The sequence below is a fragment of the Nocardiopsis gilva YIM 90087 genome, from assembly GCF_002263495.1.
Lineage (GTDB): Bacteria > Actinomycetota > Actinomycetes > Streptosporangiales > Streptosporangiaceae > Nocardiopsis_C > Nocardiopsis_C gilva.
The window spans coordinates 797,455-822,670 of sequence record NZ_CP022753.1 but is presented as its reverse complement, the minus strand read 5'-3'; the positions used below and the strand labels follow the sequence as shown (position 1 = coordinate 822,670).

The window sequence follows — 25,216 nt, the reverse complement described above, 5'->3', positions numbered from 1 at the left end:
CTTCTCCGCGGACGGGAGGGATTGCCGTTGCACGCGCCGCACGCCCCGATGACGTCGCCGCCGAAGATGCGGACGTGGCAAACGATCTTCTTCAGCGGTCTGCTGCTGTGGGTCGCGACGGTGGTGGTCACCTTCCTGACGGGGAACACCAACCTGCTGCCCACCATCGTGCTGCTGGGCAGCTTTCTGGTGCCGGTGACCTTCGTCGCCTGGGCCTACGAGCGCGACCGCGGCGGGAACGTCACCGTGGAGACGCTGTTCACCGCGTTCGTGGTCGGCGGGATCCTGGGCGTGCTCGGCGCCTCCCTGCTGGAGGGCTACCTCCTGCACCCGTCTCCCCTCCTGTACCTCGGCGTCGGCACCATCGAGGAGTTCGTGAAGCTGCTCGCGCTGCTCTTCGTCGCCCGCGACCTCACGCACCGGACGCGGCGCGACGGGCTCGTGCTCGGCGCGACTGTCGGATTCGGCTTCGCGGCGTTCGAGAGCGCCGGCTACGCGCTCAACTCGCTGGTGACCGCGCAGGGGCTGGACCTGGTCGCGCTCGTGCAGACCGAGGTCCTGCGCGGCCTGTTGGCGCCGGTGGGGCACGGGCTGTGGACGGCCATCCTCGGCGGCGTGCTGTTCGCGGCGTCGTCCGCGGGGCCGAGCTGGCGGTTTACCCCCGGCGTCATCGGCACGTTCGTCGGTGTGGCGGTCCTGCACGCGCTCTGGGACTCCGTGCACGGCATCGCGATCACGCTGACGCTGATGTTCACCGGGCTGCCGTGGCAGACCCTGCTGCTGCGGATCGGCCGAATGCCCGCGCCCACCCAGGCGCAGGCCAATCTGGTCAATCTGCTCGACTTCGTCGGCCTGCTCGTGATCGCCGCCATCGGCGTCCTCTGGCTGTGGGTCCTGGCGATGACCGGACGCGGCCGAAGGGAGGCAATCAGTCTGGCAGCGCCCTCAGGGCCCGCCGGGCCTCCAGGGCACCGGGGAGCCGCAGGGCCGGTGCGCCCGGCTCCCACCGGGCAGCCCGGCGCCCCCGTCGCACCGGATCACCCCACAGGCTCGGAACGGCGGGACGTCCCCGAGACGCACGAGGAACCCGACGACTGACCGCGGCCGACCACAGACGCGGACGGAGGGGCCGCCATCACCACGGCGCCCCTCCACCTCATGCATCTACCGCGCGTTCGACCGGCATCGCGTCACGTGTCAAGCGGCGGATTCGCCGCCATGGCGGGCGACGCGGGTGGCGACCCGCCAGCGGGCCGCCAAACATCACGCAATGCCGCGGTGAACTCACCGCAAGCAACACGCCGTCATCCTGCGCTTTCGCGTCGACACGCGGCGCAAGGACATGCGGTGACACAGCCGACACCTCACCAAGAATCCCCTTCCCTCCCGAGCACCCGCCGGGGTTCGATCATACATTCGATTCCCTTGCCATGCCCTGCAAAAACAAAATCCATGACAATCAACCGGGCCGACCACTTATGTGACATGGGCAACATTTTTCGGGGTCGACCCCTGGGGGCGGGTTCCTGCTACTATCCGGATCGCGAAGGATAACTAGCAGGTAACAACCCCTTCTGTTATCTGTTGCCTTTGTGGAGATCACGGGTCAAACGACCTGCACCGGCCGCCCCTCCCCCTGGATCGCCGGAGCAGGGCCTGACCTGGGATCCGGCCGTGGATGTGTGGCCGCATCTTGACAGCGGCACTCCCCACCACGGCTCCCCTAGATGCAGGAGACGTCGCTTTGAGTCACAGGCGTTTGAACAACCCACGCGTCGCGCGACTGAAATCGTCGCTGGCGAACCGGGTCAAGCACCGCCCGCGCCATGCCTTTTGCGCCCAGAGCGCGATCTCGGCGTTGCGCGATGAGCTCGATGCCGTGATGGCTCGGCCGATGTACCGCGCCGGCTGCTCCGACCTCGCCGTCATGTCCGTGATGCGGGGCATCAACGTCTGGTGCCGCGATGGCAAGTTCTTCTGGCACGACGCCGTGGGCACGACCGTCGAGCACCCCGCCAACGACCCCGTCGGCGCCGCGGCGCTGCTGCGTCCCTTCTCCCTCCGCCGTAGCTTCGAGCACGGCAGGCACCACACGCTCGCGGCCGCGTAGACCGCGAGCCGTGCGCAGCGGCCCTCTGCCGCTTCGGCGCCTCTCCGCGCCTCCTTCTCCCCGCTCTGCCATCGGTGGTGACCGGTCGGCGAGCGTGATGGGCGTCCTCATTCCTCATCCAGCCGGAGATACCGACGGCTGTAGTCGAGTGCGTCCCTCGCCTGTTCCGCCGCGTACTTCGGACAGCGGACCGCTTCCTGATCGACTTCGACGGTGTCGTCGACCTCATCGGCGTGCGCGTCGGGCGCGCGCAGTGCCCGCACCAGCGCCATCCGACTCCGGTCCGGCACCGCGGCCGTCGGGTGCCCGTCGTCGTGCGGGCACGGGGCTGCGAGCGGGGCCGCATCCACCGTCGCCAGCGCCTCGCGATAGACGTGGACGGCGGCCGGTGCGACCTGCTCCCAGGCGCAGCGTCGCGCGGCCGCGCAGACGAGGAGCAGGAGCGGCAACCGCTCCTCGGGCCGCGCACCCGCGATCAGCCGCCGAGCGGCCCACACGCCCACGGTTCCGGTCGGGTCCTTGGGGTCCCGCCACCGGCCGTCGCCGAGGTCGCGGGTGATCCGCACGATGTCGGCCCGGCCGTCCTCGCTCAGATAGCGCGCGTCCAGGTGGTCGGTGTCGGGCGGCTCGGTGATGCGCTGGATGGCGCGCTCCAGGTCGTCGAGGACCTCCCGGGAGAGTCCGGCCAGAAAGCCGGGGCAGAGCCACCCGTCGCGGGGCTCCGCGTTCAGGGTCTCCATGTCCTCGATCTCTTCATCCCACCGCTGCTCGTCGCTCAGGAGCGGAATCAGGTCCGCCAGCTCCTCGGTGTAGGTGTCCGCGGCATCGAGCCCGGGGTGCCCGTCGCCCTCGAGGTGCGGGCAGTCCGCCGCGTCGAGGGCCGCCGACGCGGTGCGCACCGCGTCGATCATCCGGCGGACGACAGCGGGATGCCGCACGTACCAGTAGGGATACGTTCGTGCCGCGTAGAGCCCGACGGCCAACGGGGCGGCCTCGTCGCCGGTCGCCTGCTCGGCCAGACGGCCGGCGGCCCAGCCGAGAAGCACGTCGGGATCGCAGTCGGGGTAGCCGCAGACAACGCTCGCGATGTCTTCGGCGAACGTGTCAGCGTCGAGGGTGCCGTCGTTTCTTAGATACGCGTTCGTCTCCGCGCTGGGGGTAGCGGGGTCCATAGTCGATTTGATGCCCCGAATCGGCATCTGGTTCCCCATCGGCACCAAGACTCCCCTGTTCTCTGGGGGATCGGCCGTGCCGACGCACCGCGTCAAGCGCCGTCCTCGACCCCCTGTTCCACATGGTCTCCCCCGGCGAGGGCACGCAACACGAGAGGGCGGGACATCAGACCGTCGACCTTGCGCGCCAGGCGGTTGGCGCTGGTACCCCGGCCTCCGTCGTGCTCGGCGCGCATGGCGGAGATCAGGCGGTCGCGGGCCGCGTCGGCCTCCGCCAGGGCCCGGCGGAGGTCATCGGCGGCCGTATCGACGCCCCCGTCGGTCAACCCATTGACCGCTTGACGGTCAACCTCTTGACTACTTCCCCCCTCGCGCCCGTCCGGCACCGCGATGTCGCCCTCAGCGGTGTCGCGCTCAACCGCCGCACGGGCGAACGACACCAGGAAAGCACGCATCCTCGCCCGCCCATCGGGGGTGTCGGGCGCCTCGTCCCCCAGAAGCATCCGCGCCACCTGCGGGACGGAGTTCGGCCAGTTCGCCAGGCCGCAGAGGGTGAGCATCACGCGGCCCACCTCCGCGTCCGCCGCCCGCCCCAGACCGGCGGCCAGGGCCTCTTTGCGGCGCCGGTAGTGCTCGGCGTGGCCCTCCGTCGGCCCGCGGTCGTCGAGCCCCTCCCACAGCAGCAACCGGACCATCTCCGGGTGGCGCTGGTGGTGGTCGTAGAGCCGACCCACGTACTCGCCGATGTCACCGCCGTGCGCGGGAAGGGCGACGACCTCGGCGAAGTCCTGGAGTGCGGCGGCCATGACGGCGTCGAAGAGTCCGTCCTTGCCGCCGAAGTACCGGTAGATGCGCTCCTTGTTGATCCCCGCTCGATCGGCGATGCGGTCAACGCGCGCACCGGCCAAGCCCTGTGCGGCGAACTCCGCGCGTGCCGCCTCCAGCAGGGACTTCCTGGTGGCATCGGAACTCCTCGTCATGGGTCTAGCCTAGCATCTCCCAATCCAACTAGTTGGTTTGCATTTCGTGTTGCGGAAGATTATCGTCCCCGTCATGCCACGAACCTCGCCCGAACCATGCACCGATGCCGGAGGCACCCCTCCGCGCCTCGCCCCGTCAGCGGAAACCCCCGCGCCCGCCTATGCCCCGCTTGCCCGCAGTATCACGGCCTTCGTCCTGACAGCGCTGCTCGCCACCGGTCAGCTCTACGCGGTGATCCCGCTGATGGACCAGCTGGCCGACGACTGGAACACGCCCGCGACCTCCATGACGTGGATGGCCAGTGCCTTCGGGTTCGGCTACGCGGGCGGCTTCGTGCTGTTCGGCCCGCTCTCCGAGCGCTACGGCCACCGGCGCGTCATCGTCGCAGGACTCGCCGCGACCGCGATCACCACCGCGTTCATCGCGGCCGCCCCGGGCTTCGGAACGGCCGTCGCGCTCCGCGTCCTGCAGGGCATCGCGACCGCGGCGTTCCCGCCCACCGTGCTCGCCTACATCGCCCAGCGGATCGCGCCTTCGCGCCGCGCCCTCACCACCGCCGCCGTGACGACGTCGTTCCTCGCGTCGGCCGTTGTCGGCCAGTTGGCGGCGCAAACCATCGGCGACGCACTCGGGTGGCGCGCGGTCTTCCTCGCCAGCGCGGCCGGCTTCGCGGCCATGGCGGTGATCCTGCTCCTCGTGATGCTGCCTCACCCGCGCGGCGGGACGGCCTCGCCGTTGGAGGCGTACCGAGCGATCCCCGCCCTGCTGCGTGCTCCGCGCCTGCGCCTGCTCTACGCGGCGACGCCCGCCGTCTTCGGTTCCTTCGTGGCGGTGTACACCGGGATCCAGCTCAGCGGAATCGTCACCGACCCCCGGGACCTCGTCGCCCTGCGGGCCAGCGCGCTACCGGTGATGGTGGCCGTCCCACTGCTGACGCCGTGGCTGAGCCGAATCCGCAGCGACGTCAGAGTCACCCTCGCGATGCTGCTCAGCGCGGTGGCGTTGCTGGTGATCGGTGTTATGTCGCCGGGAAGCACGGCGATGGCCGTCCTGCTCATGGCCTTCGCCGCCGGAATCACCATCACCGCCCCGGCGATGCTGCAGACCGTCGGCGCCCGAACCGACACGGCGCTCTCCACGGCGATCTCACTGTCGACCTTTTGGTTCTTCGTCGGAGCCAGCCTCGGTCCCCAACTCGCGGCTGTGGTGACACCGCACGGCTTCGACGTACTGCTCTACACGCTCGCCACCGTGCTCACCGTCGGCGCCGCACTCGTCCTCGCCTCCCAAGAACGATCCCGCTGACAGGCGACCACCCTGTGCGTCGCCACCCGCCCGCACGGGTCCGCTCCATGAGCGCTGAGACGTCCTCGCGGCACGCGCCCCCGTCATGACCAACCGGTACATTTCCGGCCCATGACCCCTCAGCGACGAACCCTGATCACGACCGCCACCCTGATCGCCGCGACCGTCGTGGCCGTCATCGCCGCCCTCGCCCAAGGAACCCTCGCGTCGCTTCCGGGCATCGCGGGGCTGCTGACCACGGTCACCATCGCACCCGGACTCATGTACGCGGTGCTCACCGGAATTACCCCGTCGAAAGCGGCCTTCACCGTCTTCATCCTCGGCTGGGCGGTCATCGCCCTTGCATCGGTCATCGGCATGAGCGTCGAGTCCTACACCCAAGCCCAGATGGTGTACTCGTCAGCTGAACACGGCCGGGAGCCCACAGCGAGTGAAAGCGGTGACTTCGGCTGGTACTCTTACGAGCCGCTCCACGCCCATCTGTGTGTCGGAGGGCAGCACGCCGTCCAATACCCGGACTACGCGTCCGGCTCTTCGAACCCGTTGACCTGGTTCCTGCCCTACAGCGCCGACAGCACCTCCACCATCCTCGGATGGCTCGTCGGTGTCACCGCCGCCATCACCTATTTCCGAACCCAGGAGCAGAAGCCGCACCCGGGCAGCGAGAAGGACTAGAGCGCAGGACCGGACGGCCATGCGGTCGATACGGGCGCACGAGCCGGCTGGTGCATGGACGCACTGGCCGGAACCGTGCCGCCTGTCGTACATTGGTCGACGCCCCTGCTACCCGGCCGGTTCGGCGGGAAGGGGTTCTCCGGTCTCCAGCAGGGTCTTGAGGCCCGACAACAGATGCGGCCACCCCTCCCGGACCATTTCGAGTGCGATGCTGCCAGGTTCGAACCCGTCGTGGATGACGGTCAGCTTGACCATGTGCCCGCGCGGTTCGATCTCGAAGGTCACCTTCGACCGCGGCTCGGCGGCCAGCGTGGCGAGGGTTTCCTCGCCGACCCCGGCGGACTCGGCCCATTGGGGCGTGAAGGTATGCCAGGTATAGGCGAGTCGGCGGTAGGGATCGGATTCCAGCACCACCTGCTGCGGATCGGCGGTCCGCACCCCGGATTCCTCCCAGACCATGGGCGATCCGGCCGCCCAGTCGGTCTCGAACGCCGGCCCCCAGTAGCGTCGGGTGAAGGCCGGGTCGGTCAGCGCCTGCCAGAGCCGCTCCGGCGTGGTGTTGATGTAGGTCGTGTAGACGAACTCCGGATTCGCCACGGTGTCCCCCTCCAATGCGTTCTTCAGGTCGGCGAGCGCGCTCGCCCGCGCTCGGTCGTACTGACTGATCCAGCGTTCGGCGATGGCGTTGATGGGGACAGCATTCAGGTAGTGCAGCTTCTCCCGCCCGCGCCACACCGTGGTGACCAGGTTCGCGGACTCCAAAACCGCAAGGTGCTTGCTGACCGACTGCCGCGACATGTCCAGTCCGGCACCCAGTTCCCGCAGACTCTGCCCGTTCCTGGCGTTCAGGCTGTCCAGCAGCCGTCGGCGACTGGGGTCGGCCAGCGCCTTGAACACCTCGTCCATCGCGCCACTCCAAACATGCAACCGTATGGCTGCATAAAAATATAGGCAGCCATACGGTTGCATGTCAATGGTGTTCGGTGACGCGGCCACCGGCCGCGCCCGGTTCCGGTGTCGCTCCAGAGGAGCGGTATCAGCGCAGGGCAACCCCTACGTCGGCACCGCCGCTTGCCTGAGCATGAGGTCACCGGTTCCGTCGAACAGGAACCGGGCGGCGGGCCGAGCGGGGCCATCAGTGACCGCGCCGCCGCGCCCGTCGCTTGGCGATCCGTGCCGCGCGACGGTGCTCTTCCCGCTGGGCGCGCTGCTCCTTCGCCGAGACTGCCCGGTCCCGTTTCCCCTCCTCGAGCTGGACGCGCATCGCCTCCTGAGCAGCGGTCGACGGACGGTCGGACAGGCGTTTGGCGTCCTTGGCCGCGGCGCGGGCCGCGCGGCGCGCCCGCAGCCGATCCGCTCGCCGCAGCTCGTCGGCGGGGACGGGCGGGCAGGCGAGGGCGCGGTCGTACAGATCGAGGAAGTGGCGGCGGGTGAAGTCGAGCAGCTCCGGCCCCGTGGGCTCGGAACCGAAGACGTGGCGCGCGGCGCGCACGCCCTCCTCATCGTCGAGTTCCAGAACTCCGACCCAGAACGGGGCTTCGAAGTAGACGGTAAAGCGTGCTCCCATGACGACCTCCAGGTACGCGTGACTACGGACCTGGCGCATCTGGTTTCCGGCGGGACCGGACAACGAGCCATGGGATGTGGCCGCCCGGACTACCAACCGGGCTGTGAGGTTTGTGCGACCAGCGATGGAACGCTAACAGGAGGGAAGCGACACGTCATGTGGATTTTCAGCTGGCCATCGGAACGCCCAGCAGGCCGCGTGGCGAGTGGGTCATCGCAGAACGTCGGACGGCCATGGACACAGCATTCGCTGAGGTCTGTTCGTGTCCGGGGGCTGCTCAGTTCGGTAGCCCTACTGCGTAGATCCAGTTGGGGCCGTCGTATCCGGTTCCGTCGCGATGCTCTGCCCGGGTCGGTCCAGCGCGCACTATCCCGCCGGAGCCCAGTTGCCGGGCGGATCCGGGGCGTCGGACGACCCAGTACCCGTGTCCGCACCGCTGCCACTGGTCGTGCCAGCAGCGATACAGTGCCCCGGCCTCGTCGAGCCGGGCGAGCGCGTCGGAGGGGTTGTGCAGGCGAGTTTCAGGGTCACGGTGGATCGCGGAGATCGCGTCGATGTCGGCCTCGGTCGGGCGCCGCAACGACAGTCGGGCGGTCCGCAGCTGTTCACCTGCCGGGCTCCGGTCACTCATGTGGAGATCGCAGAGGTACGTCAGGCGGCCCTGGCGGGGTAGTCGGTCCAGGTGCGGATCGGTGAGGCGGGCGCGAAGTTCGTCTTCGGCCTGGCTCGGGCGTTGCGCCAGCAGACAGAGGAGGCGATGGCGGCGATTTTCTCGCCATGGCTGCGGTGGCCGGTGCCGTTCAGGGAGAAGTAGCGCAGGGCCGCAAACTCCGATTCGATCCAGTTCAGCCAGGGCCCGGAGGTGAACAGGAGGCCCAGCTCGACGTCGCTGCCAGCGGTCCGGACGCGCTCCTGACCGAGGAACAGCAGGTCGATTACCCGGCCGACGATGCGTGACGAGCCGCTAGCTACTGGACTTCTTCTCCGCACCGCTGTCGGTCTTCGAGTCGGAGCCCGCGTCGGCATCGGTGCCCGCGTCCGCGCCCTCGTTCGTCGCGGCGTCGTCCTCCTTCTCCTTCTCGTCCTTCTTCTTCTCCTCTTCTTCCTTGCGCTTCCGCTCGGCCTCGGCTTCGGCACGTGCACCCGCGCGGTTGGTGCACACCTCCGAGGACGCGGCGGATCGGCCGTCGACGGCGACCACGGTGAAGCAGTACTCGGACACCGTGTCGTCCGTGGTCACCTGGGCGACGGTCACTCCCGCACCAGTGCGGACCAGCGTCTTGGCGTCCTCGTAGGTGGCGCCGCCGACCACGAAGTAGCTCGCCTTGCCACCGGAGTTATCCGTCCACTGCACCTGGACGCTGCTCAGGTTGTCCTGCAAGGAGACATTCGATGGGGCAGCGACCTCAGGGAGAGGGTCGGACTTCTTCTCCGTCGTCGTGGAGCCATCGTCTCCCTTCTCTCCCTCCGTGCCTTCCTTGCCGTCCTGCTCCTTCTTGCCCTTGCCACCGTCATCGCCCGACAGCAGCTCCGCCGTCTGGGCGTTGGAGGTGCTGAGCCCGGGACCGGGACGCACCATTGACAGGCCGCCCGCGGCACCCGTGATCACGATGATGGAAGCGGCCGCCGCAACGATGTGCAGGTGGCGGCGCCAGCGCGGCGGGTGGACCGGGCCCGGGTCGGAGAAGTCCGGCCACTCCTCACGACCATTGCCGTCGCCCTGGGTGCCACCGTTCGACGCACCGCCGGGGAGGCCCGGCAACGGCGGTGAGTCGGCCGAACCACTCCAGCCCTCCAGGCGGGACCACGCCTGCTCGGCGATGAGATCCGCGCTCGCTTCGCCGCGGATGCGCTCCAGCAGGTTGTGGACACCGGTGTTCTCGGCCAGGTGGGAAGACTTAGCGGGCCGGGCGGCCGGTTCAGCCGCAGGCGGCGTCGGCGCGGAACCACCGCGGGATGCCGTGGGAGCGGGTTCCGGAGGCGTGGGGTGCACCGGCTCCGGGGCCGCGGGTCGAGCAGGTGGCCCAGCGTGCGGCCGCGCCGGCCCAGCGGCGTGCCGCGACTGGCGCGCCTGATCCCCCGGCCCGGCATCGATCGGGCGAGACGGCGCCTCTGGCGGGGCCTGCGGAGCCGGGTGCGGGTTCTGCGGCACCTGCTCGTGCGGCGCAGCAGGCTGCGGCTGCGGAGGCGGGGGCGCGGCCGGTGGGGCGGCGGCACCGGCCTGCGGGTCGGATGGCGGCGTCATCGGACGCTGCGGCCCGGAGGGTGAAGGCGCTACCGGCGGCTGGGGCGCAATCGGTGCCTGCGGCCCCATGCCGGCGTGTGGGCCGGACGGCTGTGACGCCGAAGGCGGAGGGGCCGGCGCCGATGGCGTCGTCGGAGGAACAGGTGACGGCGGAGGCGCCATCGGCGTCTGCGGTCCGGAAGGAGGCACCGTTCCGCGCGGCGGCGCGGCCGGGGCCTGTGGGCCCGAGGGCTGGTGGGAAGCCTGCGCCGGGGCATGCTGCGAGGGCGGGGTCTGTGGACCCGTCGGTCGCGGAGATGGCTCCGCGGTTTCGGGCCGCGGAGGCATCGGCTGGGGTGGCTCGGGGGCCGGGGCCTGCGGGCGCCGACCCTGCGCGTGTGCCGGATTCGGGCCACTCGGAGCACTCGGCGGAGTCGGTGCGGAGGGTCCGGGGGCGGCCGTGGGGGCAGAAGATGGGGGTGCCGAAGGCGCGGCGGCGGACGCCGTATCGGGACGCTCGGTCCACGTCCGCTCAAGTTCGACCGCGAACTCGCTCGGCGTCGCATAGCGATCGGCCGGGTCCTTGGCCAGGGCCCGGAGCAGGACGTTGTTCAGTCGCCACGGGACATCGCGGCGCCGCACCGGCGCGGCGGGGGTCTTCAGGGCCACGGCCGCGTATTGCTGCGGCCCGAGGAAGGAGGCGTTATCGCCGCTGAAGGGCGCGTGCCCGGCGAGGAGCGTCCACAGCACCGACGCGAGCTCGTACACGTCGGACGCGGGAGAGGTCTCGGTCCCGCGCAGGACCTCGGGCGGCGCGTGGAAGACCAGTTCGGAGCTGGTGCGCAGCTTGGGCGGCGGGGCGCCGATCTCGGCGGTCGACCCGAAGTCGGTCAGCACGGCGGAGCTGGAGGCACGCAGGATGTTGCTGGGAACGATCTCGTTGTGCAGCAGACCGCGACTGTGCATGACGGAGAGCGCACCGGCCACGGCGCGCCCCACGCGCACGACCTCCCGGGGGTGGACCGGGCCGCTCTGCTCCAGGATCTCGGTGTAGGAGCCCTCGGGGTAGAAGGGCATGACCTTGACGGACTCGCCGGACGCGGTGCGGGCCACGTCGAGCAGCGGCACGACTCCCTGGGCGGTACCGAGATCACGAACGCGAATGATCTCGTCGAAGCCAGCGGCGTTGTGCATGACCTTCAGCGCGACCGGGGCCTCGACGCGCGCGCTGATGGCCCGGTACACCTGGGATTCGCGGCCTCGGTAGGCCAGCGCCAGGGAGTGGAACCCATCCACGCGCACAGTGGATCGCTCCCCACCCGACATCTATGTGCTCTCTTCCCTCATTCGAGCGCAACCCTCACACGCCCTACCACCATGGCATCTTCCGAAAGCATGCGATGAAAAAACGGCGGCCGGATCCGGCCGCCGCCCTCATCGGTCCGTCTCCGCCCGTCGGACACACGGGTCGACCTACCTCGGCTGACCACCCACGCCCGACTGCCCGGCCGGGTTCTGCTGCTGGGTGACCGACCCGGGGTTGCGGGCGTTCTCCCGCTCCTGGTTGATCTCCTGCTGTTTGTTGAAGGCGGAGTGGACAGAGATACCGCCGCAGATGATCGCGACCAGGATGACACCGCCGATCACCGCGGGCCAGACACGCTGCCGTCGCCGCCAGTAGCGGCTGGAGCCGTACAGCAGCGCGGCGCGCAGCTGCCGTCGGCGCAGCGCGTCGGCCTGCAGCACGTACTGCTCGGCGTTGGGCGTGAACTGGAACGCCTCCGGGACCATGTCATGCGGGTTCCCGGGGGCGGCCGGCGCGGGTGATGGGGATGACGCTGAGTGGGACACAGGAGATGACCGTCGTGTAGAGGCCGAGAGCGGCTAGAACAGGCCGTTCAGGTAGTTGGACAGCTTGGCGTAGTTGTTCGCCGCACCGTCGGTTGCGTCAATGACCTTAGCGAACGCGCTGTTGACCTGGTTGAAGTGGCTGTCGAACTCCTGGGCCTTGGCCTGGAACTCGGGGCTACCGGAGCCCTCCCACTTGTTGACCGTGCTCTCGGACTGCGTCTTGATCTGCTCCATGATCCCGCGGAACCGCTGCAGGTACCCCTGCTGCTCGGCCGCGAGATTCTGCAGGCCACCGACGTTGCCGTAGACCTCGAAAGACATGACGTTTCCTATCGTTGGTGTGATCCCCATGCCGGGGAGGGAACAGAGGTGAGCGGGCCGCAATCTCGTCGCCCACCCTCACCGCCCTGGCGGTACGGGCCCTACTGGCTCTACTAGCCGTTAACCGGACGCGAGAGCCCGCCGAGCTGGTTCCCCGCACTCCCGAAGTCGTCACCGGACTCGGTGTCGGTGGTGTTGACCTGCTTCTGGCCCTCGTTCAGCTTGATGCCGTTGTTCGAGCACCAGGTCATCAGCTCGTCGAACCTCTGCGTCAGCTCACCACGGGCCTGCCGGAACTTCTGCAGCGCGTTGCCCTGGAGGGAGTGGCTGTCCTTGTCCATGTCCTCAATCAGCCGCCCGAGCTGCTGCCACAGCCCCTCAGACGACTCACCGAGCCCTTCACCCCCCTTCGAAAGCGCATCTGACTGAGTCAAACCAACGTGTTCACTCATGTGCATCCCTTCGGAATGAGGATCAAGACTGGAGAGTGGAGAGAGGAAGCGGCTGGCCCCACGTGATCACCAAGGCCCAGGCGGGCTACCGCCGACGGCACACCGCCGCACACCCCCTGGATCACGCCCAGAGCGACATTAATGGCCCCCTATGACACCGGTCAACGAGGCTAACCCCACTCAGTGCTCGGCCGGTGAGCGATACGCGACGCCTGTGTGGTAAATCTACTGACCGTCTAAATCACTTCGCCATCACCGAGAGTGACCACGGCACGGATCCAGCTCAGTGGCGCCGGATCGCGCCTCCCTCTGCCAACTCCCTATGACAGGAGCCCTATGACAGAAGGACCCGCCGGCAACCCCGAACCGGCGAAACAAAAAGGCAAACAGACTGTTGAAATCGCCGAACAGTTCAGTGACATTGAACAACTTTTCAAAAAAGCGTGCGAAAACGCAAAGGATGCTTCCGGCAAGCAGCCCGTCGGTGACGGCTACTCGCTCTTCCGCGGAGACGCCATCGGAGTCATGATGAAGGTTGCTGAGCACGGCATGCAGATGGGCGGAAATATCCAGGTCGCTGGAGGCGCCCTTGGATCAACTGATGACGAGAATGCTCACAACTTTCAACGATCCAGCGATGCCTTCTTGAAGCGCAACCCGAACTTCGGCCTTTAAAGGGGACCTCCATGGGTGGATTCTTCCGCGATAATTACGACGACAAAAAAATCCGGGTCGACGATCTCAAAGACGCTTCAAGACAATTCTCTGGCATAGTCAAGCGCATGACCGGGCATGGAGGGGATGTACGAACAGCGATCACACAGAGCGCCATCGAGTTCTCAGACCTCGTCGCCAGCGACATTAGAGACCAAGGAGAGTACGACGAGAAGAAGTGGAGAGACGCCTCCGCCAATTGCATGGTGGGGAGTTGGATCACCGATCTGTGGGTGAAGAATGTAGAGACCTTCAGAAAAGAGCTGGACGAGATTCAAAAGGAGTGGGATTCCTTCCCACCAAAGCCCGGCCCCACAGCGACCGCGTCTGACCCCAACAACCCATCAAGCATCCCACGGCACACCTCCTCATCCTCCTCCGTCGGCAACTGGCCAGGTGCGCCGTGGGTCTCGTATGACACTGCCAAAGAAAACAAGCTCCGGGAGCTCATCAAGAGAGCGGAGAAAGCCCAAGAAGATTTCGAAGAGGAAGCGAAAAAACGGAAAAATAATCTAGAGGACGGGGTCACCGACGACGTCATCAAACAACTAGCTGACGCTGGCGTAGTTGGCTGGGGCGCCTACAACATTCTGGGCCCCACCCAGCCCATCCCCTTCCCTGTAAACAAGGAAAGCGGAAAGAAATACGCTGAGAAACTGAAGAAGGGCATAGAGGACGGTACGCTCGCTGACTGCGATTACGAAGAGCTCACCCTCATCCTCAATGCTCTCGGAAAGAGATCAGCAGAGTACCAGAATAGTGGAAAGAACCTCAGCAAGGATGAAAAAGCGTTCATCGATGCTGTCCTTGCAGAACTAGAAACCCTGGAACCCGTTCCCGTACCGCCGGGCGCGGAAGGCGAAGCATACAATATCTACAGATCGTCTGGCGTTCTCTCTCTGCCTGATCATTTGAAACTTCTAGACGTCCCTGAGGACGACCAGAAGGCCATCCTTGGTGCCATCGGAAGCGGCATCCTAACAGCATCAGACACGCGACTAGGCGGAGGCTACGAGGACGTCCCAGCCAGCGTTAAAAACGCAGTGGAGGGGTCTGGAAGATACGACTATCCAGGAAAGATCGACAACTGGGCACATGACACCTACAGGCTCTCCCAGCTGCTGGAGCACGCTCCCGAAGGACTACAAGGTGGAACTGGATTCTCAGCAGGCCTCACAACAACCATTGGAGTAGAGCTCGAAAAAAGCGGAGACAACATCTTCCACTTCCGAAATCAAGCTGGAAGTGAGCAGTTCCAAAACGTCATCGAACGGAGCACACTCAACAAGAATGCAAACTACCTTATTCTCACCGGGCAATACGAAAGCTCATCTCTAACTGACGACGACACCACGAAAGCACTAAAGGGGCTCTACTCGTACGATTGGAAGGACGACGGAAAATCTGTATCTGGAATCACGGAATGGATTCCGGAATCCGCTCAATCCAAAGACGAAGCCGAGAGAAAGTTGGCTGCCGATTCATCCCTTGGACTGATTGAGCAGACAACTTCAGTTGATTCTTTTCAAGATATAACTGCCGCCGGAAGTTTTATCGACAAGAATTCACACATTGCCTCATCGATGGGGGATGTATTCAGTACATATATCTATGATTTCAGCCGACCCGGGGTAAGTGATTTTGACTTCGTCACGGGAGAGGAAAATGATAAGACTGCACGAAACGGGGAATACATGGAGATTCCGATGATGAACCGCGTGAGGTTTATGCAGTTTATCGTCGGTGATGATGAGTCCGCAGCGAACATGTACGCAGACATCCACAAACAGCAGATGGGTTTGTTGGATGCTCACTTGAACGATGGTGTTGACCACATGGACGTGGCTGCACACAATGGGACGCTTCGAGGGCTTTACGACTCTGCTATTCAAAATGATGGTTGGGAGCGGTTCTCTTCCGAGAAGGATATCAGAGATCGCGAAGTGCAAATCGCGAAGACCGGTTCTCAAATGTTCTTGGACGCGAGCGTGGGGAATATTCCCATTGCCGGAAGCAGCATAAGCACGGGACTCAAGGCCTACACAGACACTCTGTGGGACGACAACTACCCTGAATATGCACCGTTCGAAGAGTCAGTCAAGGACGCAGAAGCGGAAAGGCTGGATCACAGTGATTCCGATAGCGACGATTCGGATCCATTTCAGGATCAAAAGAACATAAACTTCCAACTCCAAACGCAACTGCAGGCAATTCACGACGCCGTGGATAAGGGAGAGATTGACCCCCAGGCCGCTCAAGATGTTCTAAGCGACAGTAGCGGAAAAATCGCAACTCTTCCTGAAGATTTCAGGGGTGGTGTACGCTTCAACCGCACAGGCGCAGCAAATAGCCTCCTCAAGGACGCCGGCCTAGATACAACTGTAAACAACTACGTCAGGGCCAGCAATGATCAGTACATAAACGCCACTGGGATCTATCGCTCAGACTCGCCAGGTGAATACGACAAGTTCATCAAGGGCAACAGCAGCTGAATTTGGATATTCTACCCAATACTGCGCCCGTGGTAGTGTCAATTAAATTGACTACAGCCCACCATCAATACGAATAGCCACCGGAATCCGGATGAAAATTAACAGAAGTTTTCATAAGTTGCACGCTCTAGCAGCGCTCATCGGCGCATGTGCCATTGCGTTCCTTCTCTCATCCCACATATACGGATACACCGCCAGCAAAGTCGACCCCAATTATATCAAATGCGACCCTGCCATTAATTCTGGACCCCCAAGAATGGGGTACAAATCATGGGACACAGACAACGGACAAACTGGACAACAGGCGCACGTCAATAATGTCTGTGATGCTCGACGCTCCCAGAGAACATCGTTAGCAATCGTTCTTTCCCTGCCAACCAATGTCTTTGCAACACTCGCTGTTGTTCGCTGGCCACGTCGGCCGCGAACAGAGCCTAGGCAGTGAGAAAATTCTGAAGTCGGTACAACGGTCCCGCCAGCAATTCGCAGGACTTGACCTGCGCGGAAGAAATTGGAATGTCGTAGGTGCACTCCCATCCGCCGCGGCGGTACGGCGACCCGGTCCACGGGGAGCGGCCTGAGGACCCAGTCGCCGGGCGGCACGCTGCGCCCGTCTATCCTGGCGCGCAAGCACGACATCAATCGGATGCCCGTGCCAGCGTTACCGCCGTCCAATACGTCATCTGGTTCGTGTTCGATTCCATCGCGCACCTGCACAGCACCAGAGTCCGTATCGGCGAACTCGACCCCCGAGACGCGCAAGGGCCGCGCGGGTGTGAGCTCCGTCTTCACCTCGGGACAGGCCTGCGATGGTGCCTTCACCTTCGGCAGGCGCTGAGAGGACGGGAGGTCCAGTGGGAGATGGACTTGTCGCCAGGCGCCCGGCCGGTGCCCTTCACTTCACCTACACCAATGACCCTGAGGCGGATTTCCACGTCATTTATTGGAGATCACCTTTGTCATTCGACCTTGTGGAGCCTGAGTCCCCGACCGGCGGCTCTCCCAGTCCTCATGTTTCCAGTCCGGCACCTGCCACCCCGAGCAATTACGGAATTTTACGCGAGAGACGAACGGCCACACAAAGGATGTTCGGGAATGTGTGGCTCTTGGGTGCCTTCAGTCGACTTCGAAGGCACCCAGGAGCCTGAGAGGTCAGATCTCTCCTCGTCTTACTGACGCAACCAGGGCAACCCACTCACCGGAGACGAACTCCAAGTACCCAAGGTGGGGGTGTTGACTGTCACGCATAGCGGAGACACCTGGAGCGTCGGCTACCTCAACGCAGTCGTTGTTGCCGACCTGGCTGTACGAACTCTTACGGAACTCAAAGCTTGAGAACTTCATTTATTCGATCATCTCTCGTAGTCGGTCAAGGGTTTCCCTAGGCCGAAATGCTGCAAGCTGAAGGTGATCGCTGATCTGCCGATAGCGAGCCACGTCTTCCTGCTCTTCGAGGTAGATGCCGTCGGTGTCAGTCTCCACATAAACAATCGACGGGTCGACTGGTGATTCGAAATCCATGATCACGAATGGACCGCTTAGACCGGGATTCAGGTCATCAGCTTTCGTCATCTGGATTTTGACATGAGGTAGCTCAGCACGACGAATCAGCTGTTCAACCTGGGCACGTAGTACTTCGGGGTACTTTCGCAGGCGTAGCAGCGCACCCTCATCGAAGACAGCACACAACGTGAGAGGACACGGTGCGTCTAGGAGCTGCTGCCGCTCGACTCGAGCTCTGATCATGCGCTGAACGTCCGATGGCTTGGCCAATGTCGCACGTGCCATGGTCTCTACGTACTCAGGCACCTGGAGCAGCCCCGGGACGAGAAGCGGCTGCCAGGTGGTGACCGCCGCCGCCTCGGCCTCGAACCCCACGTACTGACCTGGCAGTACGTCTCTGAAGCGGGACCACCACCCCCGTACATGGCTCTGTCTGCAGAGGTCAAGGATCGCCTCACGCTCATGAACCTTGTCGACCTCGCACGCATCGAGGATCGCTGTGATCTCCGCGATCGTTGGCTTCTGCTTCTTGCCGATCTCGATGTTGTTGATGGTCGAACGAGGGATGCCTGTTCTGCTGGCGATCTCCTCGTACTTCAGGTTCTTCTCCTTACGGACGCGGCTCAGTTCGGCGCTCAGGCGCCGACGCCGCACCGTCGGACTGTAGCGGTCGGTCATCGCCTTCCCCTCATGATGCTGACTCGATCGTAGAGCCAGCGGACCAGACCCAGACATTTCGGGAATCCATATACATAGATCTTGGAAATCAACTCCAACTTGAAGAGATCGCTTGAAGAGTTGATTTCCAAGCTACAAGATGTTGGATGCGGCAGTTGGTCCTCCCGACCCCCATCCGCTCTGGCTTCCTGGAGGGATTCCGTATGCGCCTGCTGTACCTTCTCCTCGTCCCGTTCACCCTGCTACTGCATGAGCTCACGTCGTCATTCACCCAGCCCAGAGCGAGGTCCGTAGCGGCAGCCCGCCTCGCCGCGCTGACAGCGGCGCCCTGCGTCTCGTTGTCGGCGCCGCGACCGGCTCGGGCCCGAGTGCTGCTGCCCGGTGGGGCCTCGCGGACACGTCCCTATGCGCCGTCGCCCCGCATCCCCTCCTACGCCGACTTCTGCGAGGTCGCGCTGCGCCACGAGGCCCTCTGGGAGGTCACGTACGACGGCGACGAACTCCCCTACCGTGCGCGACACCGCGTCCATGACGACCTGGTGTTCGCCTGCGCCGACCTCGCCGCTCTGGATCGCACTCTGACCACCTTCACTCCACCGGCCACGCCGCGCCCCTACGCTGAACTCGTTCGCACCGGGCGCCATCACGCTGGAGTCTCGTCGGAGCACGGAACCGAGGCGGGGCGATGACCGACCGAGCTCCCGTCCTCCACAGCCAGGCGTGCATGGCCTCGTTGGTGGTGATCTCATGACTGGACGCTGGGGCCGCTCCCCCGAGCATGCCGACACCCACGCCACCCCCGGACGGCTGTAAGCCGACCACCCCGGCACCGTGATCTGGTTCGGCGAGACCAGCGGCCACTTCTATGTCATGGACGCGACCGGGCTGCACCGCTACGCGACTCGCGACGAGATCACCGCCCACCTGTGGTGGCGCCAACGCCGACACCGATCGAGATCCGTCGCCGTTCGCCCCCAAGCGGCGTGAGCACGTGAAACCCTGCCGTGCGGGCCGCCGAGCCCCCGCGATCCACACGGTATTCACGGCCGCGCCTTGTCAGAGGGGGACGAGCACGCGGCCATCCGTGCCCGGAGGGAAACCCGCAGAAGAGGCCCCCTCCGGGCACGGCCACGCTCCACTCACGAGTGGGTTATGTCGATAGCGCTCGTGATCAGAGAGCGTGCCTGTGGGCCATAGACCGCGAGTGCGGCCAACTCGTCGAACGCCTTGGCGTACAGGGAGATCTCGCGGGGCTGCGTGATCGTCAGGTAACCGGAGACCAGCTCCACGTTGACCTGGGCCGTGTCATAGATCCAGAATCCCTCGGCAGGCCAGCGATCACGGTCCGGCCTCATCGGGACGACGCCGAGGCTGACGTTCGGCAGTGAGCTGATGGTAATGAGATGCCCAAGTTGCCCAGCCATCACTTCGGTTCCACCGACCCCGGTGCGCAGGACTGATTCCTCGACGAGGAAGGCGAAGCGGCGGTCGCCCTCATAGAGAACCCTCTGACGCTCCATCCGCGCCGTCACGGCTTGCTCTACATCGTCCGCGAGGCCGCGCCGCTGCCGAATCGCATGCAGCGCCGCCGACGTGTAGCCACGGGTCTGTATCAGGCCCGGCACGAGCCATGAGGAGTAGGAGCGAAAGCGCCTCGTACGTTCGTAGAGCGGCAGTCGCGCTTCCTGGGCTTGACCCAGGCCGGCCCGCTCCATGCGTCGCCACTCGACGAACATGCCATCCACCATGCGCGCTAACTCGATGAGGTCGGCCGCCTGGTCTTTCGCACCACAGCTGCGGCACCAGGAGCGGATATCGCCGGCCGACGGCGGCGTTCGCGCGTTTTCGATGCGGGACGACTTGGAGGGATGCCAGCCACACGCCCGAGCAATATCGCGTCCGGACATTCCCGCGTCGATCCGGATCTCCCGGAGGCGGGCGGCTAGCTCCCTTCTCGCCCGTTGCACGCTGGATGACGGTGATTCAGCCACGATGACAGTCTGCTGTAGCAGTGGGGGTCAGGCGGGCCGGTACTCCGCGTGGTCGATGCCGCGTTCCCACGCACTCTCGAAGGCCGCGCCGCACAGCTTCACCAGAGCCGGATCCCGCACGACCTCCATACCGAGCTCCGACCACTGCCCATCGCCACTGAAGTGGTTGTAGATGACGACCGCCTCGTCCATCACCCAGAAGTCGACGCCCGGCAGCGCGAGGTCCCGGGTCCGCCGCCTCGGCAGCCAGCGCACACGCTCACCCGCCGCGACGTTGGTGAACGTTCCGTCGTACTCATAGCGGATGTAGTCGCTGACCGGTTCGGACACGATCCGGCAGCGCCGCATGGCCACACCCCGGCTCGTTGCTTCCGCGACCACATCCAGCCAGGGGCGCCACCAGCTACTGCGGTCGTCGGGATCAGCTCGGTGCCCTTCCTGCCACGCGATGAAGGCCGGATCGTCACGCATGTAACTGTCGCGCATCTCCAGGTGCACCGCCGAGCGCTGAGCCGTGGCCAGCGCCTCACGTACCGCCGTTGCCACTACCGACCTCTCCCTCAGAACGGGGGATGAACTGGAGCATGTTCGCAGGGAGCCTGACGACCGTCTCGTGCTCGGGAACATCGGTCGAATGACCGGGAACGGAGCCAACTCTCTGGCACTCCCGCACCGTGGCCTCGTCTGCCTTGTACGACTGAATCACCAGGTCGCCTGTGTCTTTGTCCAACCAGATGGTAGGGGAGCCGTCATCTGGGGTGTCGGGATAGATGCCAAGGAATTTCAGTTCCATGCCGAATCCCTTCGACCACAAGGGGGTTGCGAACTGTTGCATCAGATTCTCCCGGAAACCGGCGCGGAGTCAAGGGCACATCACCATGTGAAGACAGTTATCCGCAGGGACGCCAAAGATGCGGGGGCGACTTAGATATCCGCCTACCAGCCATGACCAGCACTGTGAAGCCAGAGGCAAGAAGAAATTCTATCCCCCACGCAAAGAAAGCGCCTATTGCGTACTGCTGATGCAACCTCGTGCAATTTCATTGATCTCACTCTCCCTCGATCCGTAACGTCAACAGCGATCGAAAGGAGCGGGAGCATCCATGGGGAAGCACCAGGACAACGCTGACCACGACGGTCACAAGCCCGAGCGGGAGATCCCACCGGAGCGGGATGGCGGGTCCGACGGCGGGCAACATGAGCAGGGGTCGAAGTGATTCCTTGGCATGAGCGGATGATCGCCCGCCTCTGTGAGGCGGGCGATCTCACCGAAGATTGGCGGCCTTCCTTCGAACGCGTGCCGCGCCACCTGTTCATCCCTGACAAAGTCTGGGAAGACGGTACCAACGGACCCACCCGATTGGGGCGCTCCGAAGATCCCTACGCGTGGCTCAACCTCGCCTACTCTGACCAGCCGGTAATCACGCAGCTCGACGATGGTGACTGTTCCGGCCGGGGATACGTTTCCAGCTCGGCATCGATGCCGTCGATCGTGGCGATGATGCTTCGACGACTCAACGCCACCCACGGCATGAAGGTCCTGGAAATAGGCACCGGGACAGGGTGGAACGCTGGGCTCCTCAGTGCCAGGCTCGGCGCGCGCAACGTGGTATCCGTGGAGGTCGACGCTGAGCTGGCCGAGCGGGCGCGCAAAGCCTTGGCCGATGCCGGGCACCAGCCGCAGGTCATCACCGCCGACGGGATGGACGGCTGGTTGCCTTCGGCCCCCTACGACCGTGTGCTCGCCACTGCCGCTGTGCAGCGGGTCCCCTATGCCTGGGTGGCTCAGGCACGCCCTGGCGGCCTCATCGTCACGCCATGGGGGACGTCGTTCCACAACGGAGCCTTGGCCTGTCTGACTGTGGACAACCATGGGACTGCTTCGGGATACTTCGGCGGAAATGTCGCCTTTATGTGGGCTCGGTCCCAGCGCACCCCGCACGGCTCGGTCGAGGATCGAGTTCGACTTGAGCATGACTACGTGGAGACCCACACGCTCCTATATCCGCGCGAGCCGGTCTCAGACTTCGACGCCTCATTTGCCATCGGGCTGCGGGTACCAGGGATGAAATCCACAGTCGTCTTCGACGGAGATCGGGTTGGTCCCAATTTCACGGTGTATCTGATGGATCCTGTCTCCGGTGCGTGGGCGTCCTGGCGGATCGATCAGGGTGCTGATACTTACATAGTGCGGCAACACGGACCGCGGCGGCTGTTTGACGAACTGGAAGCGGCCTACGCGTGGTGGCGACAGGCCGGACGCCCCACGCATGACCGATTCGGATTGACCGTGAACGAATCCACGCAGATCGTATGGTTGGACTCTCCAGACCAGATGATCTCGTGGAGAGTGTGAACCCTCATCAGCGCCGCACACATGAACCACACCGTCCTCCCCTCCAAAACCACCACCCCCGCCGGGTACTGGGACCGCTATGGCACCGGCCTCGCCGAGGAGGAGTCTCATGAGGAAGCGCTGAAGAACGCCTTCGGGTGGTGCCAGTACGACGGCCACGGCCCCGGCGACGAACTCCTCGGCCGACCCACCACCGCGCTGGAGCTGGGATTCGGCCGCGGCAACGCCGTAGCCGCCCTCGCTCTTCAGGGCATCAGCGCCACGGGGGTGGACGTCTCGGGCGTACAGCACGAGAACGCCGCGCAACGGTGGAGGCACGTGCCTGGTGCTGAATTCGTCTGTGCCGAAGCCCTCGACTACCTGTCCAACACAACCCGCCGATGGGACGCGATCTACTCGATCTGGGGCGCGGCCTGGTTCACCGACCCAGCGCTCCTCTTACCGCTGGGGTTCGACCATTTGGAGCCCGGCGGTCGCCTGGCCTTCTCCTCCGCCCCGCCGGTGCCCGGCGCCTACGGTCCGCAAGGGATGTACGGTGCAGGCTTTCGAGGGCGGCCGGTGTGGCTGTACCGGTGGTCCTACGAACCCGACGACTGGACCGACATCCTCACGCGACACGGCTTCACGGGTGTGGACGCCCGTATCCACCCCGCTCCCAATCCCGACCTACTCGGCACGCTGATCGTGGCCGCACGTCGGCCATTGGAGTAAGTGACCGCGCATCAGCGTGACCCCTTCACAGGGCCACACGCTGAACGATGGGCAGGAAAGAGAAATAGAGAGCGGTCGGAGCGAACCGCCGGAGGAACCTATCGCGAAGGCCTCCGGCTGAGGCACACGCGTCACTGAACCGATACGCTCTCGCACCATGCGTGCTGTCCGATTCGTCCCCCTGGCTGCGGTCTCTGTCCTGTTAGCGGGGTGCGCCACCCCTGTGGCCGACACGCTCCCGTTCCTCGCCTCGGAGTCCGATGCCGAGGAATCCGGAAGAACCGTCCGCGTGGACTATCCGCCGTCCTCCCTGAGCACGGTCGAACCGGTGCTCTGTGTCGACGGCCGACGGGACGGCGAGGACTGCACGGCCTCCGGCACCCTACGCTGGTCAATTCCGTTGGAGGGGGACCACTACGTAGGGGTGGACCGGACTGGCAGGGACTGGAAACTGTTCAACGCCGATAGCCGACTCAGTCCACGGGCACGACACTCGGCCAAGGTGCTGTCTGGTGTGCTTTACCACGCCGAGGACACCGTGGTCCACGCACTGGACCCGGAGACCGGCGAAGTGGCCTGGAGCGCCGACCTGCGGGGGGAGAATCCAGCAGAGACACACGCGTTTTTCGAGTCCGACGCCGGAATCGTCGCGCTGCTCCGTGCGGGCCCTGAAAGGGATCGAAACCCGGGCGAACTGGTGGTCCTCGACCGAAAGGACGGCGATGTACTGAAGCGGTTCCCACTCGATGCGGACACCGCTGTGGCCGGCGTCTCCGGCGACGTATACATCACCTGGCACGGCGCCTCGCAGGATAAGCCGTACAGGTACACCGCTCATAGTCTTGAGTCCGGTAACGAGATGTGGAGTGTCGAGTTCGACGCGCGCCCCGGGGACGACACGTGGGCTACGTTTTCGGATGCTCTGATCGATGATGTCCTCTACGTCCGGCGTGGCTTCAAGAACCCGGACCCCGACGCCGAAAGGCCAAAGGCGTACGAGAACCTGCGGTTCGACGCCCTTACCGGTGCCGCGCTGCCCGGAAAGGGCCCTGACGTTCCCAGGCGAGAGCGCGGACAAGAGGCCTCCTCAAAGGCGTGGGACTCCGCCGGAGACCGCTTCAACGGTGCCGAAGGTGACCTGCGCACCTACATCTGGCCGCCTGGGCCCGACTCCGAAACCGACCATGCGGGCATCGGAACCCTCCGTCTGAGGGTCGATAGCGACTGGCCCGGTGCCAAACGGAAACTCGGAGTTGCCTGCGCACCCGACGCCCTGCGGCCACAAGGGGAGCCCTTCTCACTCCCCAATGCTCTGCACTGCGACAATGCGCGGCTCTTCGCCATCAACCGGTAGTCCCGCACCTGGAGCGGTCACATCGGAGCAGGATGGGGCCTTCCCCGTCGACCCCCGCCACACCTGAGCGATCCGAGAGGTAATTGGCTGCGATGACCGGACGGTCATCCGGACCCAAGACAAGTGCGATGTCAAGCAACCGCGACTTGTTCCCTGGGAACAGCGGGACCGTACGCCTCTCCTCGCACCCTCTATCGGCGCAGGAGATGAGGACCAATGCCCTTCCGTCGGCGTCGGTCGTCACGAGCTGCGGACGTCCCTCGCGGTCGACCGCCAACCCCGGCAAGGGACGCTGCTCCCCTGGTCCAGTAAGGTCGCGTTCCTCAGTCTCGGAGCAGTCCACATCCTGGCAATCCAGGATCCGAGACGATCCGTCGACCGGATCGCGGTAGGCGACCACGGGTCGCCCATCGGGACGAACAGCGACGCGGGACCCGCTGACGCGCGTCTTTCCCGGGAACTCTCCCTCTTCGCTCCTGACATAGCGCGCGGGTTTCAGGGTTCGCTGCATGTTCGCCGAGCAGTCCGCATCCGAACACGACAGCAGCCTCACTGAACCGTCGAAGCGGTCATAGACGCTCACCACAGGTGATCCGTCAGAGCGAACGGCCAGGTCGACCTCGTGACCGGCGAGGTGATGGAATAGCGGCACCGTGCCCACAGATGCCGTCGTGTGCTCACGGCAGTAGGTGTCCTCGCACATGTGAACCTGGACCTCAAACGCCGACGCGTCCGGAAGCGCGGCGAGAGACGCCACGG

At 65.0% G+C, this 25,216-nt stretch carries 27 protein-coding genes; 11 read left to right on the top strand and 16 right to left on the bottom strand.

Annotation, left to right across the window (positions count from 1 at the left end; all coding sequences use genetic code 11):
- Positions 1-27: 27 nt before the first annotated feature.
- Entirely contained in the window at positions 28-1,098 is a 1,071-nt protein-coding gene (locus CDO52_RS04050) for a PrsW family glutamic-type intramembrane protease (protein WP_232524377.1), read from the top strand.
- A gap of 646 nt (positions 1,099-1,744) precedes the next feature.
- On the top strand, positions 1,745-2,110 hold the full coding sequence (locus CDO52_RS04045; RefSeq protein WP_026126165.1) for a hypothetical protein: 366 nt from the start codon (positions 1,745-1,747) through the stop codon (positions 2,108-2,110).
- A 107-nt stretch (positions 2,111-2,217) separates the two neighbouring features.
- Here CDO52_RS04045 and CDO52_RS04040 read toward each other — a convergent pair whose 3' ends face one another.
- Together CDO52_RS04040 and CDO52_RS04035 are read right to left on the bottom strand one after the other, a co-directional pair.
- Complete coding sequence (locus tag CDO52_RS04040) at positions 2,218-3,282, bottom strand: hypothetical protein (protein ID WP_017620684.1); 1,065 nt, start codon at positions 3,280-3,282, stop codon at positions 2,218-2,220.
- A 92-nt stretch (positions 3,283-3,374) separates the two neighbouring features.
- Positions 3,375-4,262 (bottom strand): TetR family transcriptional regulator, encoded by an 888-nt coding sequence (locus tag CDO52_RS04035; RefSeq protein WP_017620683.1) that lies wholly within the window; start codon positions 4,260-4,262, stop codon positions 3,375-3,377.
- 73 nt (positions 4,263-4,335) lie between these two features.
- Here CDO52_RS04035 and CDO52_RS04030 point away from each other — a divergent pair, with 73 nt between their 5' ends.
- Both CDO52_RS04030 and CDO52_RS04025 read left to right on the top strand, forming a co-directional pair.
- Positions 4,336-5,568 (top strand): MFS transporter, encoded by a 1,233-nt coding sequence (locus CDO52_RS04030; protein WP_017620682.1) that lies wholly within the window; start codon positions 4,336-4,338, stop codon positions 5,566-5,568.
- A gap of 111 nt (positions 5,569-5,679) precedes the next feature.
- On the top strand, positions 5,680-6,243 hold the full coding sequence (locus CDO52_RS04025; protein WP_094932211.1) for a hypothetical protein: 564 nt from the start codon (positions 5,680-5,682) through the stop codon (positions 6,241-6,243).
- A 108-nt stretch (positions 6,244-6,351) separates the two neighbouring features.
- On the opposite strand, the gene CDO52_RS04020 is transcribed toward CDO52_RS04025, so the two are convergent.
- From CDO52_RS04020 to CDO52_RS03985, 8 genes are all read right to left on the bottom strand, one after another.
- Positions 6,352-7,149, bottom strand: coding sequence for an ArsR/SmtB family transcription factor (locus CDO52_RS04020; protein ID WP_017620679.1), 798 nt, complete (start codon positions 7,147-7,149; stop codon positions 6,352-6,354).
- 229 nt (positions 7,150-7,378) lie between these two features.
- A complete protein-coding gene (locus tag CDO52_RS04015) occupies positions 7,379-7,810 on the bottom strand; it encodes a YjdF family protein (RefSeq protein WP_157745411.1) in 432 nt (143 codons plus the stop codon).
- Between the two features lie 277 nt (positions 7,811-8,087).
- Entirely contained in the window at positions 8,088-8,441 is a 354-nt protein-coding gene (locus CDO52_RS04010) for a GNAT family N-acetyltransferase (RefSeq protein ID WP_017620677.1), read from the bottom strand.
- A gap of 20 nt (positions 8,442-8,461) precedes the next feature.
- Positions 8,462-8,800, bottom strand: a complete 339-nt coding sequence (locus CDO52_RS28020) for a hypothetical protein (protein ID WP_198345826.1) — start codon at positions 8,798-8,800, stop codon at positions 8,462-8,464.
- Positions 8,775-11,330, bottom strand: coding sequence for a serine/threonine-protein kinase (locus CDO52_RS28015; RefSeq protein ID WP_017620675.1), 2,556 nt, complete (start codon positions 11,328-11,330; stop codon positions 8,775-8,777). The genes CDO52_RS28020 and CDO52_RS28015 overlap by 26 nt, the downstream gene beginning before the upstream one ends.
- Positions 11,331-11,507: 177 nt before the next feature.
- The gene (locus CDO52_RS03995) at positions 11,508-11,825 is read right to left on the bottom strand and encodes a hypothetical protein (RefSeq protein ID WP_232524376.1); all 318 of its coding nucleotides are present in this window, start codon (positions 11,823-11,825) and stop codon (positions 11,508-11,510) included.
- A 93-nt stretch (positions 11,826-11,918) separates the two neighbouring features.
- Positions 11,919-12,206, bottom strand: coding sequence for a WXG100 family type VII secretion target (locus CDO52_RS03990; protein ID WP_017620673.1), 288 nt, complete (start codon positions 12,204-12,206; stop codon positions 11,919-11,921).
- 113 nt (positions 12,207-12,319) lie between these two features.
- On the bottom strand, positions 12,320-12,658 hold the full coding sequence (locus tag CDO52_RS03985; protein ID WP_026126163.1) for a hypothetical protein: 339 nt from the start codon (positions 12,656-12,658) through the stop codon (positions 12,320-12,322).
- Between the two features lie 336 nt (positions 12,659-12,994).
- On the opposite strand from CDO52_RS03985, the gene CDO52_RS27155 reads away from it, so the two are divergent.
- Both CDO52_RS27155 and CDO52_RS27150 read left to right on the top strand, forming a co-directional pair.
- Complete coding sequence (locus CDO52_RS27155; RefSeq protein WP_152471815.1) at positions 12,995-13,333, top strand: hypothetical protein; 339 nt, start codon at positions 12,995-12,997, stop codon at positions 13,331-13,333.
- 11 nt (positions 13,334-13,344) lie between these two features.
- A complete protein-coding gene (locus tag CDO52_RS27150) occupies positions 13,345-15,864 on the top strand; it encodes a TPR repeat region-containing protein (RefSeq protein ID WP_152471814.1) in 2,520 nt (839 codons plus the stop codon).
- Positions 15,865-17,016: 1,152 nt separating this feature from the next.
- On the opposite strand, the gene CDO52_RS03980 is transcribed toward CDO52_RS27150, so the two are convergent.
- Complete coding sequence (locus CDO52_RS03980; protein ID WP_083920045.1) at positions 17,017-17,208, bottom strand: DUF397 domain-containing protein; 192 nt, start codon at positions 17,206-17,208, stop codon at positions 17,017-17,019.
- Positions 17,209-18,045 (bottom strand): helix-turn-helix domain-containing protein, encoded by an 837-nt coding sequence (locus CDO52_RS03975; protein WP_017620670.1) that lies wholly within the window; start codon positions 18,043-18,045, stop codon positions 17,209-17,211. It lies immediately after the preceding gene.
- 146 nt (positions 18,046-18,191) lie between these two features.
- Here CDO52_RS03975 and CDO52_RS03970 point away from each other — a divergent pair, with 146 nt between their 5' ends.
- A complete protein-coding gene (locus CDO52_RS03970; protein ID WP_051060884.1) occupies positions 18,192-18,734 on the top strand; it encodes a hypothetical protein in 543 nt (180 codons plus the stop codon).
- Positions 18,735-18,876: 142 nt separating this feature from the next.
- Complete coding sequence (locus tag CDO52_RS03965) at positions 18,877-19,032, top strand: hypothetical protein (protein WP_017620668.1); 156 nt, start codon at positions 18,877-18,879, stop codon at positions 19,030-19,032.
- 152 nt (positions 19,033-19,184) lie between these two features.
- Here CDO52_RS03965 and CDO52_RS03960 read toward each other — a convergent pair whose 3' ends face one another.
- The 3 genes from CDO52_RS03960 to CDO52_RS03950 are packed head-to-tail and all read right to left on the bottom strand — an operon-like array spanning position 19,185 to position 20,871.
- Entirely contained in the window at positions 19,185-20,036 is an 852-nt protein-coding gene (locus CDO52_RS03960; RefSeq protein WP_026126162.1) for a helix-turn-helix domain-containing protein, read from the bottom strand.
- A gap of 27 nt (positions 20,037-20,063) precedes the next feature.
- On the bottom strand, positions 20,064-20,582 hold the full coding sequence (locus CDO52_RS03955; protein WP_017620666.1) for a DUF6879 family protein: 519 nt from the start codon (positions 20,580-20,582) through the stop codon (positions 20,064-20,066).
- Positions 20,563-20,871 carry a hypothetical protein gene (locus CDO52_RS03950; RefSeq protein WP_017620665.1) on the bottom strand — a complete coding sequence of 103 codons (309 nt, stop codon included), beginning with the start codon at positions 20,869-20,871 and terminating at the stop codon, positions 20,563-20,565. Before CDO52_RS03950 ends, CDO52_RS03955 begins: the two co-directional genes overlap by 20 nt.
- Positions 20,872-21,270: 399 nt before the next feature.
- Between CDO52_RS03950 and CDO52_RS03945 the strand changes: the two genes are divergently transcribed.
- The 3 genes from CDO52_RS03945 to CDO52_RS03935 all read left to right on the top strand — a co-directional run bounded on the left by CDO52_RS03945 (position 21,271) and on the right by CDO52_RS03935 (position 24,457).
- Entirely contained in the window at positions 21,271-22,392 is a 1,122-nt protein-coding gene (locus CDO52_RS03945) for a methyltransferase domain-containing protein (RefSeq protein WP_017620663.1), read from the top strand.
- A gap of 21 nt (positions 22,393-22,413) precedes the next feature.
- A complete protein-coding gene (locus CDO52_RS03940; protein ID WP_017620662.1) occupies positions 22,414-23,103 on the top strand; it encodes a class I SAM-dependent methyltransferase in 690 nt (229 codons plus the stop codon).
- A gap of 223 nt (positions 23,104-23,326) precedes the next feature.
- Positions 23,327-24,457, top strand: a complete 1,131-nt coding sequence (locus CDO52_RS03935) for an outer membrane protein assembly factor BamB family protein (RefSeq protein ID WP_017620661.1) — start codon at positions 23,327-23,329, stop codon at positions 24,455-24,457.
- Here the strand turns inward: CDO52_RS03935 and CDO52_RS03930 are convergent.
- Positions 24,447-25,214, bottom strand: coding sequence for a hypothetical protein (locus tag CDO52_RS03930; RefSeq protein ID WP_017620660.1), 768 nt, complete (start codon positions 25,212-25,214; stop codon positions 24,447-24,449). The two genes, CDO52_RS03935 and CDO52_RS03930, sit on opposite strands and share 11 nt — an antisense overlap.
- Positions 25,215-25,216: the final 2 nt, after the last annotated feature.